Below are 16,649 nucleotides of genomic sequence, written 5' to 3' on the forward strand. Positions count from 1 at the left end.
TCGCTCCCGTTCAGTAAGCCGGAAAGACTTTCCTACCTGCTGAATGGAAGAGCCAGAAAACAAAACGAGCGACATGCTATCGGAAAGACTCAAGAACCCAAAGATGAAAACAACGTAGCAATGCTCATCTGAGCAACATAAAACATCTCGAAAAACCGTAACTGAAAAGAGAATCCCACGACTGAATTTGACACTACGAACCAGGGCAAATCAATAAAATAAAGACTTACCTGGTGTCACTGTCGGCTAGGTAGTGTTTATTTAATAGTTCTGAGCCTGATTTTGAGTTCTACAGCATTGGGTATGTAAGAATTCACAGTGCTCGATGGTGTGATGTTCCCCTTGTTTTCTAGACTATCACCGCAGTAAAGGACCATTAGCCGCAGGGCGTTAGCACCGGTTAGGCGTCTTTGGTAAGGCCCGTTCGAATTAAGAAACACTACCTAGCCCGACAGAGTGTGTTAGAGAACTGCTCCTCACAATTAAATGTCCATTCATAATTTGAATTTCAATCAATCCCAGTGAGATTCTGCGGTTCATAAAACACACTTTGAACTATCATCTGCAAGAAACCACAGTTACTATATCATGCACAGTCGTAACCAATTGACTAGTTCATAATCATCTCACTCCGAAGCAATGATACAGGAAAGACAGGACCTTGCCTCAGCATCAAATCCATTTATCGAAAATGATGGTATTGATCGGAATTGTATTAGTGACTGCACATCCTGCACTTGCTGCCGAGTGGGGATCACTCTCGGGACATATTATTTACACTGGCAAGCCAGAGAAGCCTGCTAAGGTCAAAATCACCAAGGATCAGAAAGAGTGTTGCCGGGAGAATCTACATCATCTGGATGAGTCTTTTCTGATCGGCAAAAATGGAGGAGTAAAAAACGTTTTTGTTTATCTGAAACAAAAAGACTTGAACGATACGTTAATTCACCCCGGGTACCGGAAACTTCCAAGCAAGGTTAACCTGAATCTTAAATCATGTGTTTTTCAGCCTCATGCGTGTGGTCTCTGGTTAAAACACCAGAAACTCTTACTCGGAAACCAGGATCGAATAGGGCATAACCCACATTTTTATGTCTTCGAGAATGAGACGAGATCGACACTTCCTCCCCTGCCTGGTACACAAGACATACTCACTTTTTATGAAACGGAAACCTTGCCAATAAAAATCACATGCGATATTCATCCTTGGGAATCTGCATATCTGTTAATTCAAAATCATCCTTATTTTACGATCACCGATGAAGCTGGGTACTTCAAGATTAAAAATTTACCGGTCGGAAAATGGGAGTTTTTATTCTGGCACGAAGAAGCCGGTTATGTGGTCTACCAGGATAACCCAAAGCGAGGAGGCATGGCACTGGAAATCAAACCCGGTAAAAATGATCTTAGCGTCATTAAAGTCACTCCTGAGTTATTTGACCGAAGCCTCGCGAGTAAAGAATAGTAGTTGTCTGCCTCTATTCCGAAAACCCGCTTTTCAAAGTTTATTTATGATGTAAAGTTCTTCATGCGATTTCTACTCTCACTACTCTGCCTTTTGCTGATGATGTCGACATCATCAGCTACCGACAATCCTGCAAAGTCAAATAAGACCTCTGCTCATAAAACGCTCCCTTCAGCGGGTGTCATCCTGACGTTTGATGATCGTAATATGAATCAATGGGTCAAACAGATTCCTCTGTTCCAGAAGTACAATGCCAAAGTGACCTTCTTTGTTGATCACTTCCACACACTCAAGTCACAGCAGATCGCTGCACTCAAGCAACTGCAGGCAGCCGACCATGCAATTGGCTGCCATGGCGTAAAACATCGCAAAGCGGTCGACTACGTTCGCGAGCACGGCATCGAACGTTACCTGCAGGACGAAATCAGTCCCGCGGTAAAGCGTATGACCGACGCCGGATTAAAGCCGACTGCGTTCGCTTATCCCAGCAGTTCCCGAAACGAGGAAATCGATCAGGCATTACTCAAAACATTCCGCCACCTCCGCGGCGGCACTGGCTTAGCTCCGAATCAACGCATGCGTGATCTCAAACCGATTTTTGTTCCCGTTGATCAGATCAAGCAGTCGGGTTGCCTGATCGGAACCGGCATCGATTACGCCGGCACAGAAAAACGTCCGCACTATCTGACCGAAATCAAAGATGCGATGGATCACGCCAAACAACGAGGCGAAATCGTCATCTTCTACGCCCACAACATCAGCGACAATGGCCCCGGTCATCACCTGCCGCCCAAGGCACTCGAAGAAGTTCTGGCACACGCCCAACAGATCAATCTACCCACATTAACCTACGACGACCTGCCGTAAGCAGCAGAATGATCATCTCAAATAGACCAAGACAAAAGGGTGAGCCCGGATGCATATCCGGGCCGAGCATAGCGAGCAGGAGGTTGTAGTAAACGGAAGCATAAAACAGATCAATGTGAACTTCTAAATCAATATCTGACAATCAGAAAGCTTATTTTTGAGTCTATCTTTTCTCTACTACCTCTTGTTGCCTTCGGCAATTCCGGATTACATCCGGAACCACCCTATCAGCTTATTTTACTATACAAGCAAAGTCCTATTTCTTCCCTTTCAACTTCGATTTCAATTCCACCTTGTCAGCCCAGGCAAACCAGTCCTGTGCCATTTGTTTCACACGATCTGGATGTTGTGCTGCCAGATTGTTCGTCTCGCACCGGTCGGCGCTGATATCATACAGTTCCCATTCTTTGACCTGCGTATCCCAGACCAGTTTCCAGGGCCCCTGTCGTAAGGCTCGATTGCCGGACCAGTACCACGCCAGCGAATCGTGCAGCGCTTTTGCTTCCCCTTTTAAGAGCGGCAGCATACTGGTTCCTTCCAGCGGTAAAAGCTCATGCCCCTGATAGGCCTTGGGATAATCCGTTCCCGCCATTTCCAGAAAAGTCGGCATCAGATCAATAATATGAGCCGGGCTCCGATTGATCGTGTCAGCGGGAATGTGCCCCGGCCACCACGCAATGCAGGGAGTCGAAATGCCCCCTTCATGTACCCACGACTTATAACGGCGGAAGGGTGAATTCTGTGCCCAACCCCAGGAGGGTCCCACGGCGACATAGTCGTCTTTCGGCCCCGGTCTGCGAACCTTCGGATCACGTCCGCCGGGCTCCTCACTGCAACCACCGTTATCAGAGAGAAACAACACCAGCGTATTATCCAACTGTCCGGTCTCTTTGAGAGTCGTCATAATCCGGCCGATATTCTGATCCATGCTGTCAATCATCGCCGCATAAACGGCCATCCGCAGATCTTCAAATTCATGATCCGCCGATGCCCAGTCGTACGTCCGGCTGTCCCCTTCGGAAAGCGACCAGTTCTTCCCCGCCAGCCCCATTTCCTGCAGACGTTTCCAGCGATCCTTCCGCATCTGATCCCAGCCCATTTTGAATTTGCCGACATATTTTGCAATGTCCTCCGGCTTCGCATGCAGCGGGTAATGGGGGGCCGTATAACACAAATGAATGAAAAACGGTTTGTCTGATTTACTGTAACGCTGAATCATTCCCAGCGTGTGATCGGTAAACGCATCTGTCGTATAATAGTCGTCCTTGAATTCGGTGACCGCTTTATCATCCTGCCCGAAACTGCGGATACCGGCTCGTTTGTACGGCGGATCAGAAATCGTCGGGTCAAAGAAATTACAGGCTCCATCCAATACGCCATAATAGGAATCAAAGCCGCGAAAGAAAGGGTGAGTGGTTTTGTCATAGCGATCTATCCAGCCCCCCGGATACTTACTCTTGGCATAGCCTTTCGTTCGCATCAGATGCCATTTCCCACTGAGCCCCGTCTGATATCCGGCCACTTTCATCGCTTCGCCCAGAGTGACCATATTTTGTCGCAAATGGCCCCCTTTGCCAAAACGGGGATACAGGCCCGTCAGAATGGAAGCACGTGTGGTGGTGCATTTAGCGTTATTGTAGAACTGTGTAAACCGCATCCCTTCACGGGCCAGCCGATTCAGGTTCGGCGTCTCGACTTCACCGCCATAACAACCGATGTCAGAGAACCCCATATCATCGCACATGACCAAAATGATATTTGGCTTCTCTGCCGCCTGGAGAAACGTTGTCTGTATGCAGAAGACACAGAACAGATACAGAAAGACATTGAGTCGGCGAGAGCGCAAATTCGGCATGGTGCTGCTTTATTTCAGAGTGTGATTGTAGAACGCGGTAAAAAGGTCCTCTTATTGTAAGCATTCAGGAGACAGGACTCAAACAATGATCTTTCCCATAGAACCGGTTCCAGAGAAATCCTCGAAGATCTGAGTTCCGAATTGATCTGTCTTTCTCCACCGGTTACAGTTTAAAGAACATTTATTAACTCTGGGTCCCATTTTAAATATCTCTCTATTGCCGCTCCAGGAGATCAAACATGAGCCAATCGAAACAGACACAAACACGTCGCGACTTTTTGAAAACGACTGCAGCCGGGACTACGGCGGCTCTGTTTGGCGCACCCGCAATTCATGCCGGCACCAAAACGGACTCGCGGATTGTGCTCGGTTCAGGCGACTATCAATACGAAGTCCAGCACAACTGTGTCAAGTTGCCATCGAAGTTCACATGGCAGACGACGCATAATGTCGCCGTCGATAAAGACGGTTTTCTGTATGTGATCCACGAAGGCCGCGCCAATCAAACCGATCACCCTTCGATTTTCGTCTTTGATCCGAACGGAAAATATGTCCGTTCGTTTGGAAAACAGTTTCAGGGAGGCGGTCACGGCCTGGAAGTCCGGCAGGAAGGCAATGAACAGTTTGTCTACGTCACCGCCTATCAGCATCTGAAGACCTTCGCCAAACTCGACCTGAAAGGTGAAACCGTCTGGCAGAAATATGCACCTATGGAATCCAAAGTGTATGCGGAAGGCGAAGCCGAACACCCGAAAAAAGTCTGGGGCCGCGATCGATTCCTGCCGACTAACTTTGCCTTTCACAATGATGGCGGTTTTTATCTGGCCGATGGTTATGGCGCCTATCAGATCCACCGTTATGACAAAGAGGGCAAATGGCAGTTCGCCTTCGGTGGAAAAGGCAAGGAAGATGGCAAATTCAATCTGCCGCACGGACTCTGGATCGATAATCGCCCGGACCGCGAAGCCTCGGTGGTCGTTGCGGATCGTGCCAATGCACGTTTGCAGTGGTTCACACTTGACGGCAAGCATCTGGAAACGATGACCGGTTTCATTCTGCCTGCCAACCTGGATACACACAAAGAAGTACTGCTCGTCCCCGATCTGGCATCGCGAATTACGCTCCTGGGGCCGGATAACATAGTCATCGCTCATCTGGGACAGGACCCGGAATGGGAAAAAGCGATGAAAACTGCCAAACCCCGTATGCGTGAAACACCCAACAAATGGCAGGCCGGCCGCTTTGTGCATCCACATGACGCCTGTTTTGACCAGGACGGCAATATCTTCGTCGCCGAATGGGTCGCCACAGGACGGATCACAAAATTGAAACGACTCAGCTAGACCGTCACCAAATAATTCGACTATACGATCAAAGCGCATTTTTCGTTCACCTTCAGAAGAAGTAACACCATGAAACGAACAGTGATCCTCTCCGCACTGACTCTAATTATATTTTCGTTCTCCTTGCCGGCACTACTGTCAGCAAACGAGCCACAGCCTGCGAAAATCAAATTAAGCCCGGAAACGGAAGCGCGCTGTCTGGAAGTACTGCGAGAAGCCATTCGCAGCAATGAGTTCTGGCCTTCCATGCACGCGGCTGAAGCACTCACACTCGCTGGTAAGGGTGCTGAAGTACGTGCCATTGTGGAACCGAAACTGAAGACGGAAAAAGACGATCAACATCGCTGCGGCCTGGCCCGGGAACTGGTTCGTGCTGGCGACCGCTCCAAAGCGGCAATCATGTTCCAGATTCTGTCAGGCAAAGATCCACACGGACACGTACATGCCTGCGAGTCTTTGTATAAAGTCAATGAGTTGGGCGATGGCGTTCTGATCCGTGAAGCAATGAAGTCAGAGAATCCCAAAAAAGCCATGATGGCAGCCGCCCTGCTCTGTCGCTGGGGAAATCCAGACGCATATCAACTCGTCCGAAAATACCTGAAAGATCCAGACGTGAGCATCGCCGCCACCGCTGCCTGGATCATCGCCCGTGTGGGAGACAAACAGGACATCCCCGCCCTTAAAGCGAACCTGAAACGAACCGATGATCCGTTTCAGCGCGCGTATTTCGAAACCGCACTGGCCATGCACGGCGATCCGGAAGGTTTACAGGCGATTCAAAGGAACCTCTCCAGCGATAACGCGGCCGTCAAAACCTATTCCGCGATCTTTGCTGGCGAAGCAGGCGCCAGTAATTTGAAAGAGAAATTGAAGAAACAACTCAACGATGAAAACCGGGACGCACGCATCCGCGCTGCACAGGCTCTGATTGTGCTGGCCCAAACCGATCAGTATCCCAAAGACGAAATCGTCGTGAACGATGTTTACGAATTTTCCAAAGAATATCCCCGCTATAGTGAAGGCTCGATCCTGCCTTTAAACGATGGATCACTACTCTACGCGACGACACAGTTTATCGGCAGTGGCTCCGATTTTGCTTCCGCCCGAATCATTGCAAAAAAATCGACTGACGGCGGGAGAACCTGGAGCAAACCGCGCGTCTTACAGGAAAATACCGGCAAGAAAAACGTGATGTCGGCCACCCTGCGTTACCTGTCAGGCCCGATGCACGAACAACGCCCCATAGGCTTATTCTACCTCAAGAAAAATACCCTCTCTGATCTGAAAGCGTTTTTGAAAGTCTCATACGACAATGGAAAAACCTTCGGATCGCCGATTGAAATCACCGCTCCCCCCGGCTATCACGTCATGAACAATGACCGAGTTACGATTCTGTCCTCCGGCCGCTGGCTGGCCCCGGTTGCTTCGACTCCCGACGTGCGTGAATCAAATCATTTTATCTCGACCTGTTTCATTTCTGATGACCAGGGAAAAACCTGGCGTCAGTCCAAAGGGAGCGTCGATTATGCAAAACGGGGCGCGATGGAACCGGAAATCTTTGAATTAAAAGATGGTAAGGTGTTGATGATCTTCCGCACTCAGTCCGGTCACATTGGTTCCAGTCTCTCAAGTGATGGCGGCGACCACTGGAGCAAACCAGGTTCCTGGGGTGTCAGGGCGCCCGAAGCCCCCGCCACGCTCCGTCGCATCCCTTCCACCGGTGACTTAATGCTGATCTGGAATGACAATTATGAACCTGGCACTGATCACAGCGGCAAACGCACGCCTCTCACCGTCGCCATCAGCGATAATGAGGGCCAGACCTGGAAATACAAAAAGAACCTGGAAACCGATCCAGAACACACGTATTCTTATATCAGTCTGATGTTCTATCAGGGGAGAGCCATCATGAGCTATTACGTCGGCGATGCCGATCGAAAGATCTCATCCCGTTTCCGCTCGGTTCCGCTGACCTGGTTCTATCAGCCTGAGTCGGATTAAGGAACGAACTTACTTGCCGATGCAGAACAGCATTTCCTGGCGTTTGCCTTCGATTTCTTCAGAAACTCGCATGAAGATTCGACTGTCACAAAAAGTGGGTGTGGCAAAGACTTCCGTTCCCAGTTTGTTTTCAGCCAGCAACTCGAATTTTTTGGGATTCGCCTTGAAAATGTAGGTTTCGCCCCCTTCGTTGGTCACATAAATCCGATCTCCCACCAGAACGGGTGAAGAGCTGAACGTGCCTCCCAGGCGTCCTTTCCAGACCTGTTTGCCGGTCTTCACGTCCCAGCAGATGGCCACGCCGTTATCGGTAACAGAAAAGATGTGGTCCCCTTTGATCAACATTGAAGGCACATACATGCGGGTATTATTTTCCCAGACCACTTCACCGGAGCCATCGGCTTTGACTGCCGACATATGATTTTTAGGATATCCGCCACTGGTCAGAATCAGTTCTCCATTGGTCACAGTAGATGTCACACATTCCGTTGTCGCGCCTTCAATCTCCCACAGTTTTTTTCCACTAAGTGGATCGATGCCCGTTACCAAATCACAGCCCGTCATCAGGACCTGTTCTTTGCCAGCGACATTCAAAATGATCGGCGAAGGATAATTGGGCGTTTTGGGACGATCAATTTTCCAGACCACAGATCCATCCGTTCGCTTGAGAGCCGCCACCGCGCCGCCCCCTTTATTATCAGCCGACACAATCACCAGCGAATCATAAATTGCCGGCGAAGAACCATAGCCCTGGTGAATAATATAATCCGTAATTTTCGTCTGCCACAGTTGTTTTCCGTCCAGCGACAACGCCGTCGTATAGGCGGCTCCATCGTTGATAAAATTAATAAACAATCGTTCGCCGTCACAGGCGACAGTCGATGAAGCATGCGTCGATTTTTAATTCCCCTTCTTACTGAAGCCCCCTTTGTGAATGATCGTTTTCCATACTTGTTTTCCCGTCGCTCGATCATAGCAGAGAACAAACTGTGTTTCCGTTTCCGTATCTGCGGAAGCCAGATAAATCCGATTGCCGACCACCGTGGGCGAACTATAGCCACGCCCGGGAACTGGCGTCTTCCAGATAATGTTTTCGGTCTCACTCCATTTCATCGGCGGATTTTGATTGGAGTTCGCAATCCCATTCCGCTGCGGCCCGCGCCACCAAGGCCAATCGGTAGATTTCACTTTAATCACAGCTTCAGAAGTCGCCTGCTTTTCTCCCGCAGATAGTAAGGCCGGCTGACAGAAGATCAATAACAGACAAACAACGAGTAACCGATTCATGGGTGTGCTTTCTAAAGGCAGGACAACGTGGAGGAAACGGGATATTGAAAAGAATCAACCTCAACAGTCACGTTTTATTGTAAGCACTCTGCTACTAACCGCAAGCACTGTCAGTCTTTCTACGTAAGAAACGGTTCTCGTTTGCTCTTTCAGGAATCTGGCTAAAATCATCCATTTCGCCTGGTTTATTGGTATTTGTGGCCCCTTCAAAATATCGATCCCATCGTCAGAAAATGCTTGATCCACAGATTCAGATTGATACCTTAGATACAAATTCACAGCATTTCATTTTATACAACTCATTTTAATTTTCCCGGTGGTGCCTCCCCTCTGCTAGATTGGAAATCCGATGTTAACAATCCTGTATGTTGCCTTGGGTGTAATTCTCGGTTTTGTGGTTCTCATCCTGCTGATCTGGTTCTGGCTGAAGTATAAATTTCGAAAGTTCACTTCCAAATTTGCTGAAGAACTAGCGGACGCATTTAAAAACGCTGGCGGTTTCCCTCCTCCGCTGCGAATCGATCTCGAACCGATGGACGAGCCGGAATGGACCGATGCTGAGAAAATAGAAATGCTCTCAGCTGCTTTGAAAGAGGCTGGCTACGAACCGGATGGACTTTATGAAACATATGCCCCGGTTCATTTAAAAATCCAGGGATTTAAAAACAGGAACTTACCCGGTTTTGCAGCCCTCTATGAAATAGACCAGATCGGCGCGATTCATCTGGAACTGGTTTGTGAATTATCCAATGGCACACAAATCTCGGTAACTACGATAGCAGATGACGGAATGGATCACCCGGAGTTCTCAAGAATGATTCGCATGGTTCATCTGGATCTTTCCGAACCAGAACAGGTACAAGAATTGTACAACCGCATGCGAGAAGAAACAGACGGAAAAACACTGGTCGATCAGACTGATAAAAAATTCGAGGAAGTCTTCAAAAAATCCTGGGCTCGCTCCATGGACTGGCGTATGGAACGCGGAGGCATCACGACTGCAGAAATTATTCGGGCAGCTGAAATCAATGGTCAACCGACACCAACTCAAGAAGAGGTCGAGCTGGCAAAATACCCCTGGAAGGAACAGATCGATTCCTTTATTACAGACCAGATCCGCAAAAGTTACCTGAAAAACACAAACATGTCAGGCGATGAATGGGAAGAAACGCTTGATCGTCTGGTTATCATTCACGAAAAGTCCGACCCCACGCGTTTGATTTCAGAGCTGGCAGACATCATCACGTATGACGCTGACCTGGATGATAATGAAGAGGATGGCGAAGATGCCTATCTAAAAATGGAGTACCAGTTGAAAGCCATCTTTGATGCGGAAGCGTCTGTCATGGACGGTTTCCGCAAGGCGATTGAATTACTGCCACCGAAAAAAGAATATACTTTACACGGTTCAACGGAAACGCCCTGGCGAAGTGAAGTCTACCTCTCCCCCAATTTCTATGATGAGGACAACGATGATTTTTAAATGCACTCTCGTCTTATCACTGCCCCACGACTTTGTCTATGAACGTCACAGGCTGAAAGATTCTCATGTAGACATCAAAAACGCTTGATGTATCAATCCTCTAGTTGGTACGATGAAAGCAATGAGTATATCCAAGCCAGCATCCCCTAAAGGAGAGCCGTTATGAGCAACGTCAACCGTCGCACGTTTATGGGAGCATCTCTTGTCTGGGTCGGTGCATCGGCACTGGGACAGGCATCAGTTTCTGCAAACGAAAAAGTTAATGTGGCACTCGTCGGCTGTGGTGATCGCGGGCGCGGGCTGGGAAGCTGGTTCTCAAAACTGCCTGACAGCCAACTCATTGCAGTTTGCGATCCCGATCAAAGCCGCAGTGGCCAGATGGCAGACCAGATTGAAAAATCGGGCGCCAAACGCCCCAGGCTGGTGGAAGATTTTCGCTCGCTCCTCGACGGAAATGAAATCGATGCGATCGTCATCGCCACCCCCGATCACTGGCATACGCCAGCCGCAATGATGGCCTGTCAGGCCGGCAAAGACGTGTATGTCGAAAAGCCCTGCTCTCACAATATCCATGAAGGACGGCAGTTGGTGAATGCCGCCCGCAAATACAAACGCGTGGTCCAGCATGGTACCAACCTGCGATCGACGCCCGTTTACGAGAAAGCCTGGAAACAGATTCAGGACGGCGTGATCGGCAAAGTAAAAATGGTTAAAGCCATTAACAATCAACGCCGTGCCCTTTATCCACCCCGTACGAACGAACCGGTTCCCCAGGGAGTCAACTATGATCTCTGGCTGGGTCCTGCGCAAAAACGACCGTTCAACCGCAATTGCTTTCATACATCCTGGCACTGGAACTGGGATTTCGGAACCGGTGATATCGGCAACGATGGCGTGCATCAAATTGATATTGGTCGTTGGGGCATGAACCTGAAAGCACCGAATGCGGTCTCTTGCAGTGGCGCCAAACTCGGTTCCAAAGGAGATGCCCAGGAAACGCCTGACACAATGGTCGTGACCTGGGAGTATGATGATCTGCTCTACGTCTACGAACAACGCGATTTCACCCCGTACCGCATGCAGGCACATCGCTACGATAACGACAACATCTTCTACGGCGATAAAGGCTTCATGATGGTCGATCGCTCAGGCTATCGCATCTTCTTCAAACACGAACGTGGCCCTGCCTTTGAACAGAAATGGCAGGACACACCCACGCATTATCAGAATTTCATTGATTGCGTCAAAACCAGAAAGTCGCAAGACCTGCTGGCAGAAATTGAAGAAGGTCATTACTCGGCCCTGCTCAGCCATCTTGGAAACATTTCGTATCGCACCGGTCGTCGGCTGGTATTCGATCCCAAAACAGAAACCTTCCCGGAAGACAAAGACGCCAACCAGTACCTGACGCGCGACTATCGCGATGGCTTCGAACTGCCTCAGGTTTAAATTCATCGTAAAACATCAGACAGAGACCTCGATAAAGAGAAAGTAGAATCATGGCAGACAAAGCAAAAGTGGCACTTATTATCAGTGAAACGTCTGCGCATCTTGGCGCATATTTTCCGGCACTCGCTTCCTGTGACGAGATCAGTGAAGTCATCCTCAGTGATGAAGGTCAGAAACATGTTGCGACAGCCCGGAAGAAACTGGGGGATAAACTGACGCACGTGTATAACAGCCCCGAGGAACTGTTCAAAAAAGAAAAACCGGACCTGGCGTTGATCACACTCGAAGCCGGCAAGGCCCCCGCCGCCATCAATGTTGCATTCGATCATGGCTGCCCTGTTTTCGCTGAAAAACCCGCCTGCACGAATATCGACGATTTTGAAGCCCTGGTACAGAAAGCGGACTCGAAACATCTGAATCTGATGCTGGCTCTGGCAAATCGCAACAATCCGGAAGTCAAAGCAGCCCGCCGAATGATCCGCAAAGGAACGTTCGGCAAAATTTACGGCATTGAACTCAATTTCATCGCCGATCAGACTCGCTTAACGAGTAAAAGCTATCAGGCCGGCTGGTTCGCACAAAAAAAACGTGCTGGTGGCGGTCACCTGATCTGGCTGGGCATTCATTGGCTCGACCTGGGAATGTATATCACCGATTCCAAAATCACCGATGTCAGCGGCTTTATCACCAACATTGGCGGGCAGCCACTTGACGTGGAAGATTCCGCCGCCCTCAGCCTGAAGTTCGACAAAGGCTTTCTGGGAACGATGACGTCTGGTTATTACATCAACCGAGGCAAACAGTCTCTGATTAAAATCTGGGGATCGAAAGGCTGGCTGGAAATGGATTACTCGACCGGCAAATACCTGCAATGGTCGCTCTATTCCGACAAGCCGGGAACCGTCCATAAGTTTGAAGAGCCGATTCAACCACGCGGCTATTCACCCTGTGTCCATGCAGCCGTCAGATCAGTGCTGGATAAAGAACCGCCTATACTCAACAGCCACGATAGCCTGCAGGTATTACGCACGATCTACGCCGCCTATCAAGCAGCCGAAACAGGACAAACCCAGAGCATTCGTGTCGATTAAATTCGTAGTCCCTATCGATTACTGTTTCGTATAGGAATGCCCCAGATCATTCGTACGAATGTCTTTTAACTTCGCTGCCAGCCGTTCCTGAAACACAGTGACGGTCAACGCATATTCGGGTTTCCCTACGAGATTCGTAAACTGCTGTGGATCTTTTTCCATATCGTACAACTCAGCACCGGCGGAAGCGTCTTCTTTGTATTGAATATACGCCCAGCGATCATCACGCAGCAGAAACCCACGATTTCCCTTCCCCCGCGGGTCAACACTAAAGGCAGCATCACGCACACGCAGGCTCGGATTATCCAAAAGCGGTCCCAGATTTTTGCCTTGAATATTTTCTGGAACTTTCAAACCGCATAGGCTACTCAGTGTGGGATACAAATCGAGCAGTTCGGCGAGCGAATCACAAACCGCAGGTTTCTTGCCGGGCACACTGATAATCAACGGCACCTTCGCCGACTCTTCATGCAGACTGACTTTAGCCCAAAAATCATGTTCTCCCAGGTGGTAGCCATGATCGCTGGTGAAAATCACAATCGTCTTATCTTCAATCCCCGCCCGTTTGAGCGCATCGAGTACCTTGCCGACCTGTGCATCCATGTAAGCGACTGAAGCGAGATAGCCACCAACGGCTTTCTTTTGCCGCCGCAAATCCATTTTCATGTTCACACTGGTTTTATAGTTGATGCCAAATTTGGGAATGTCGTCCCAGTCGCCCGGATATTTTTCAGGAAGAACATGCTTATTGTAAGGCTTGAAGGGTGGATAATAAGACCGCGGTGCCACAAAAGGAACATGGGGTCTCACAAACCCGACTCCCAGAAAAAACGGTTCGTCTTTGTGCGTCTCAATCAACTCCACCGCTTTCTTCGCAGTCTTTCCATCGGAGTGCACCAGATCGTCGCCGTCGGCTTCAACAACAACAAACGTATTTCCACCTACCGCAGGCTTTTTGCCATCGGGATTGTTTTCCAGTGTCTCCCCGTCGCCGGGCGCTTTCCATTCCGGCCCCTGGCTGTTGAATTTCTCGGTCCACGAGGCGGGATCATCAGTGCCGTCGCTCCCTTTTTCAATGTCGCCAGGCACTCCCATATGATAAATCTTGCTGACGCGCGCCGTGTAGTAGCCGTTGTTTTTAAAATGTTGCGACCAGGTTGCCCGGTCACCAATATAAGAACGCGGGCTGACATAACCGAATGCCTTCGAGGCATGTGGATAATAGCCCGACATGAACGAAGCCCGGGACGGTCCGCAATACGTGGCCTGACAATAGGCGTGTGTAAAACGTGTTCCTTTGGCGGCGATGGAATCAATATTCGGCGTTTGACAAACTTTGTTCCCATAGCAGGAAAGCGCTGTGGACGTCAGGTCGTCCGAAATAATGAACAGCACATTGTATTGAGGAGCGGCTGCCTGAGCAGTGTTTGAAAACGAAATTAGACCCAGAAACAGGTAGGCGAATAGCGGCAGGCAGGATTTTTTCATCTGTTTTCCTAATCAACGGAAGCAGGGAAACGGCGGAAGCTCTGTGGAGAGACGTCTATTCCATTCTATGGTTCCGTTTTCCAACCGGCAACTCACCAGTGGCTGGACGGAATCAGAGAATGCGTATCATTCATTGGATACGATCAACGCACACCTGTCAACACAATTGCTTCAATAGTAAGAATGAAATGCAATCGTGATTGGCTCAATCAAGCTCGCTGGCGGGAATCACATCGACAAATGAAACGCCGACGCGAAGTTCGTCAAAGTCCGTCGAATAACGACTGACGATTTTAACGCGTTCAATTCGCAGATCTGGTGCCATCAACCGCAGGTCGACTTCATCCAGATCCGGAATTCGGTTTAATGGCGGATTGAGCCACAGGTCCACTTCTTCTGCACCAGGGCGGAACAAAATTCGCACCACAAACAACACCGCCTGCCCCGATAGAACATCACTGGAAGCCGTATTGATTTCCGTACCGTTCACCTGCCCGGCAGCGGCCCAGTTCCCCCGGACGGCAGAAGCCAGTTTTCCGATTCGTAGACTCGACTCATTATTTCCAAGGTCGATATAAGCATAACGCCCATCCCCGGCATTATCACAAGACTGAGCCATGAAGCTCAACCACAAGATCTCTCCATCAGCGCCAAAGCCCTTTTCATCGGATAACGCATAAGGGACCTGTTGTAATTCGATATGCCGCACGGCTACGGATTCAGCCATCGATCCCGAACGGTATTGCCCCCCTTTGGTCAGTAGCATATTCCCATGCTGGTCTGAAAATCCGAGTGGCCCAAATAACCGCATATCATTTTTACCCTGATTCTGCTTTTTGGGATCCTGAATGATCGAAGAAGAAACAACGCCCTGATCAATCCAGGGACCAGACCAGCCGATTCCCCCGTTCAAATCATTTACACCATCCGAATCTTTTTCACTCAGAAACTCGGGAGTATAATTAAATCCTTCATACAGAAATGGTTGTGCTGCTTTTCTTGCCATCAAAAAAGTTTTCCTGGCATAGTCAGACTCAAAGGTAATCGCTTCGAATGCCTTATCTTCATCATAGGGAATTTGAAAATCTTTGATGAACATCACTGCCAGGTTGATCGTAGATACAATTCCGATCCCAATCATCAGAAACCAGCGCCACGTAAGTAAGGTCGTTCGTTTCTTTTTTTGTTTCTGTGGCCGTGTTGCACTCTGTTTGTTTTGAGGTTGAACCTCGATTTCTGATTCCGCAGGTAGTACTAGCGGCTCTTTTTGCTGGGTCTCTAACTCACGGGCTTGCGCATCTCCAATCGATCGTACTTGAAAACGCTGCCTGAGGTACGAATGAAGAAACACGCGGCGAAAAGCCTGATCGGCATTCTCGCTATCTGTCTTAATCCATTGTTCCAGCCGTTGCGCTTCTTCCGGCGATAGCGTTTCACCGTCCAGATAAGCATCGATATTTTCGAGCGCTGTGCTTTCTTTAATTTCCGACATTCGCTTCACCAGAGGCTCGTTTTTGAACACAATCCATCAACGTGGTACGGATACGGGAAAGAGTCACCCGGACCGAACCGGTGGAGGTTCCCAGCTCGGTCGCAATTTGTTTCGGCTTCAGATCATCAGAATATCTCAAACCCAATAAACGTCGGGAACGCTCAGTTAATTGATCCAGACAATATTCCAGTAAATCTCGTTCTTCGGTCATCAATTGCTGCACTCGGGAACAGGCATCAGCTAATGCATCCATCGCCTCCCCCATGAACAGCACACGATCGCGGCGTTTGCCTCGATAGAAATCAGCAATCTTGATTTTCGCTATCCATAAGGCCCAGGGAAGAAAGGGCCGCGAGTTATCATACTCGTCATATCGCAACGCCACTTCAGCTGCGACTTCCTGAAGTAGATCTTCAGCGTCACTAAACTGAGGCGTTGATGCCACTACGAAAGCCATGAGTGAAGGTTGTACTTTCACCCAATTCCGCGCTAACTCTGCTCGACTTTGCGCAGAATCGGTCTGAAGTGTTGTTGTTTGTGTCGCATCCATCGGGCACATGCGTCTTTTCTTTTAGCAGTTAATTTTATTATCTAAGTTTTCAGATAATCGAATCAACGAAGATTGACTCTGGACTGAAAACTGTAAACTGACAACGAAGTAATAGCAATATTTTATATTGTAGTAGAATCTATTAAGAATTGATGAAGATCGTGAAGAAGTTTGAATCAATCAAATAAAAACTTGAGTTTCAAACGATTTTGCGTTTTTTTGAAATTAGTTGTTAACGTTTTGGGGTCTTCTGCGATATACAATTGAGGGCAAGCTCC

The 16,649-nt window shown here is 48.9% G+C and carries 13 protein-coding genes and 1 pseudogene; 7 read left to right on the forward strand and 7 right to left on the reverse strand.

Features of this window, described 5'->3' with window-relative positions; genetic code table 11:
* The first annotated feature begins 661 nt into the window (after window positions 1–661).
* The gene (locus Pan241w_RS15400) at window positions 662–1,465 is read left to right on the forward strand and encodes a cupredoxin domain-containing protein (RefSeq protein WP_145217494.1); all 804 of its coding nucleotides are present in this window, start codon (window positions 662–664) and stop codon (window positions 1,463–1,465) included.
* 63 nt (window positions 1,466–1,528) lie between these two features.
* Entirely contained in the window at window positions 1,529–2,332 is an 804-nt protein-coding gene (locus Pan241w_RS15405) for a polysaccharide deacetylase family protein (protein WP_145217497.1), read from the forward strand.
* 256 nt (window positions 2,333–2,588) lie between these two features.
* Here Pan241w_RS15405 and Pan241w_RS15410 read toward each other — a convergent pair whose 3' ends face one another.
* Window positions 2,589–4,187: an arylsulfatase gene (locus Pan241w_RS15410; RefSeq protein WP_145217500.1), complete on the reverse strand. Its 1,599-nt coding sequence runs from the start codon at window positions 4,185–4,187 to the stop codon at window positions 2,589–2,591.
* 239 nt (window positions 4,188–4,426) lie between these two features.
* On the opposite strand from Pan241w_RS15410, the gene Pan241w_RS15415 reads away from it, so the two are divergent.
* Together Pan241w_RS15415 and Pan241w_RS15420 are read left to right on the forward strand one after the other, a co-directional pair.
* A complete protein-coding gene (locus Pan241w_RS15415; protein ID WP_145217503.1) occupies window positions 4,427–5,530 on the forward strand; it encodes a twin-arginine translocation signal domain-containing protein in 1,104 nt (367 codons plus the stop codon).
* 69 nt (window positions 5,531–5,599) lie between these two features.
* Window positions 5,600–7,531 (forward strand): exo-alpha-sialidase, encoded by a 1,932-nt coding sequence (locus Pan241w_RS15420; RefSeq protein WP_145217506.1) that lies wholly within the window; start codon window positions 5,600–5,602, stop codon window positions 7,529–7,531.
* 9 nt (window positions 7,532–7,540) lie between these two features.
* On the opposite strand, the gene Pan241w_RS29905 is transcribed toward Pan241w_RS15420, so the two are convergent.
* The 3 genes and pseudogenes from Pan241w_RS29905 to Pan241w_RS29750 all read right to left on the reverse strand — a co-directional run bounded on the left by Pan241w_RS29905 (window position 7,541) and on the right by Pan241w_RS29750 (window position 8,818).
* Window positions 7,541–7,948 carry an outer membrane protein assembly factor BamB family protein gene (locus Pan241w_RS29905; protein ID WP_315940514.1) on the reverse strand — a complete coding sequence of 136 codons (408 nt, stop codon included), beginning with the start codon at window positions 7,946–7,948 and terminating at the stop codon, window positions 7,541–7,543.
* An 84-nt stretch (window positions 7,949–8,032) separates the two neighbouring features.
* Window positions 8,033–8,404, reverse strand: a pseudogene (locus Pan241w_RS29910) (outer membrane protein assembly factor BamB family protein); the annotation flags it as partial.
* A 27-nt stretch (window positions 8,405–8,431) separates the two neighbouring features.
* Window positions 8,432–8,818, reverse strand: coding sequence for an outer membrane protein assembly factor BamB family protein (locus Pan241w_RS29750; RefSeq protein ID WP_232107164.1), 387 nt, complete (start codon window positions 8,816–8,818; stop codon window positions 8,432–8,434).
* Window positions 8,819–9,167: 349 nt separating this feature from the next.
* Between Pan241w_RS29750 and Pan241w_RS15430 the strand changes: the two genes are divergently transcribed.
* The 3 genes from Pan241w_RS15430 to Pan241w_RS15440 all read left to right on the forward strand — a co-directional run bounded on the left by Pan241w_RS15430 (window position 9,168) and on the right by Pan241w_RS15440 (window position 12,841).
* A complete protein-coding gene (locus tag Pan241w_RS15430) occupies window positions 9,168–10,301 on the forward strand; it encodes a hypothetical protein (RefSeq protein WP_145217509.1) in 1,134 nt (377 codons plus the stop codon).
* 162 nt (window positions 10,302–10,463) lie between these two features.
* On the forward strand, window positions 10,464–11,750 hold the full coding sequence (locus tag Pan241w_RS15435) for a Gfo/Idh/MocA family protein (protein ID WP_145217512.1): 1,287 nt from the start codon (window positions 10,464–10,466) through the stop codon (window positions 11,748–11,750).
* Window positions 11,751–11,800: 50 nt separating this feature from the next.
* Entirely contained in the window at window positions 11,801–12,841 is a 1,041-nt protein-coding gene (locus Pan241w_RS15440; RefSeq protein ID WP_145217516.1) for a Gfo/Idh/MocA family protein, read from the forward strand.
* 18 nt (window positions 12,842–12,859) lie between these two features.
* Here Pan241w_RS15440 and Pan241w_RS15445 read toward each other — a convergent pair whose 3' ends face one another.
* The 3 genes from Pan241w_RS15445 to Pan241w_RS15455 all read right to left on the reverse strand — a co-directional run bounded on the left by Pan241w_RS15445 (window position 12,860) and on the right by Pan241w_RS15455 (window position 16,380).
* Window positions 12,860–14,329 carry a sulfatase gene (locus Pan241w_RS15445; protein ID WP_145217519.1) on the reverse strand — a complete coding sequence of 490 codons (1,470 nt, stop codon included), beginning with the start codon at window positions 14,327–14,329 and terminating at the stop codon, window positions 12,860–12,862.
* A 205-nt stretch (window positions 14,330–14,534) separates the two neighbouring features.
* Window positions 14,535–15,821: an anti-sigma factor family protein gene (locus Pan241w_RS15450; RefSeq protein WP_145217522.1), complete on the reverse strand. Its 1,287-nt coding sequence runs from the start codon at window positions 15,819–15,821 to the stop codon at window positions 14,535–14,537.
* Window positions 15,808–16,380 (reverse strand): sigma-70 family RNA polymerase sigma factor, encoded by a 573-nt coding sequence (locus tag Pan241w_RS15455; protein ID WP_232107165.1) that lies wholly within the window; start codon window positions 16,378–16,380, stop codon window positions 15,808–15,810. Before Pan241w_RS15455 ends, Pan241w_RS15450 begins: the two co-directional genes overlap by 14 nt.
* Window positions 16,381–16,649: the final 269 nt, after the last annotated feature.

The organism is Gimesia alba (genome assembly GCF_007744675.1).
In the GTDB taxonomy this organism is placed as follows: Bacteria; Planctomycetota; Planctomycetia; order Planctomycetales; family Planctomycetaceae; genus Gimesia; species Gimesia alba.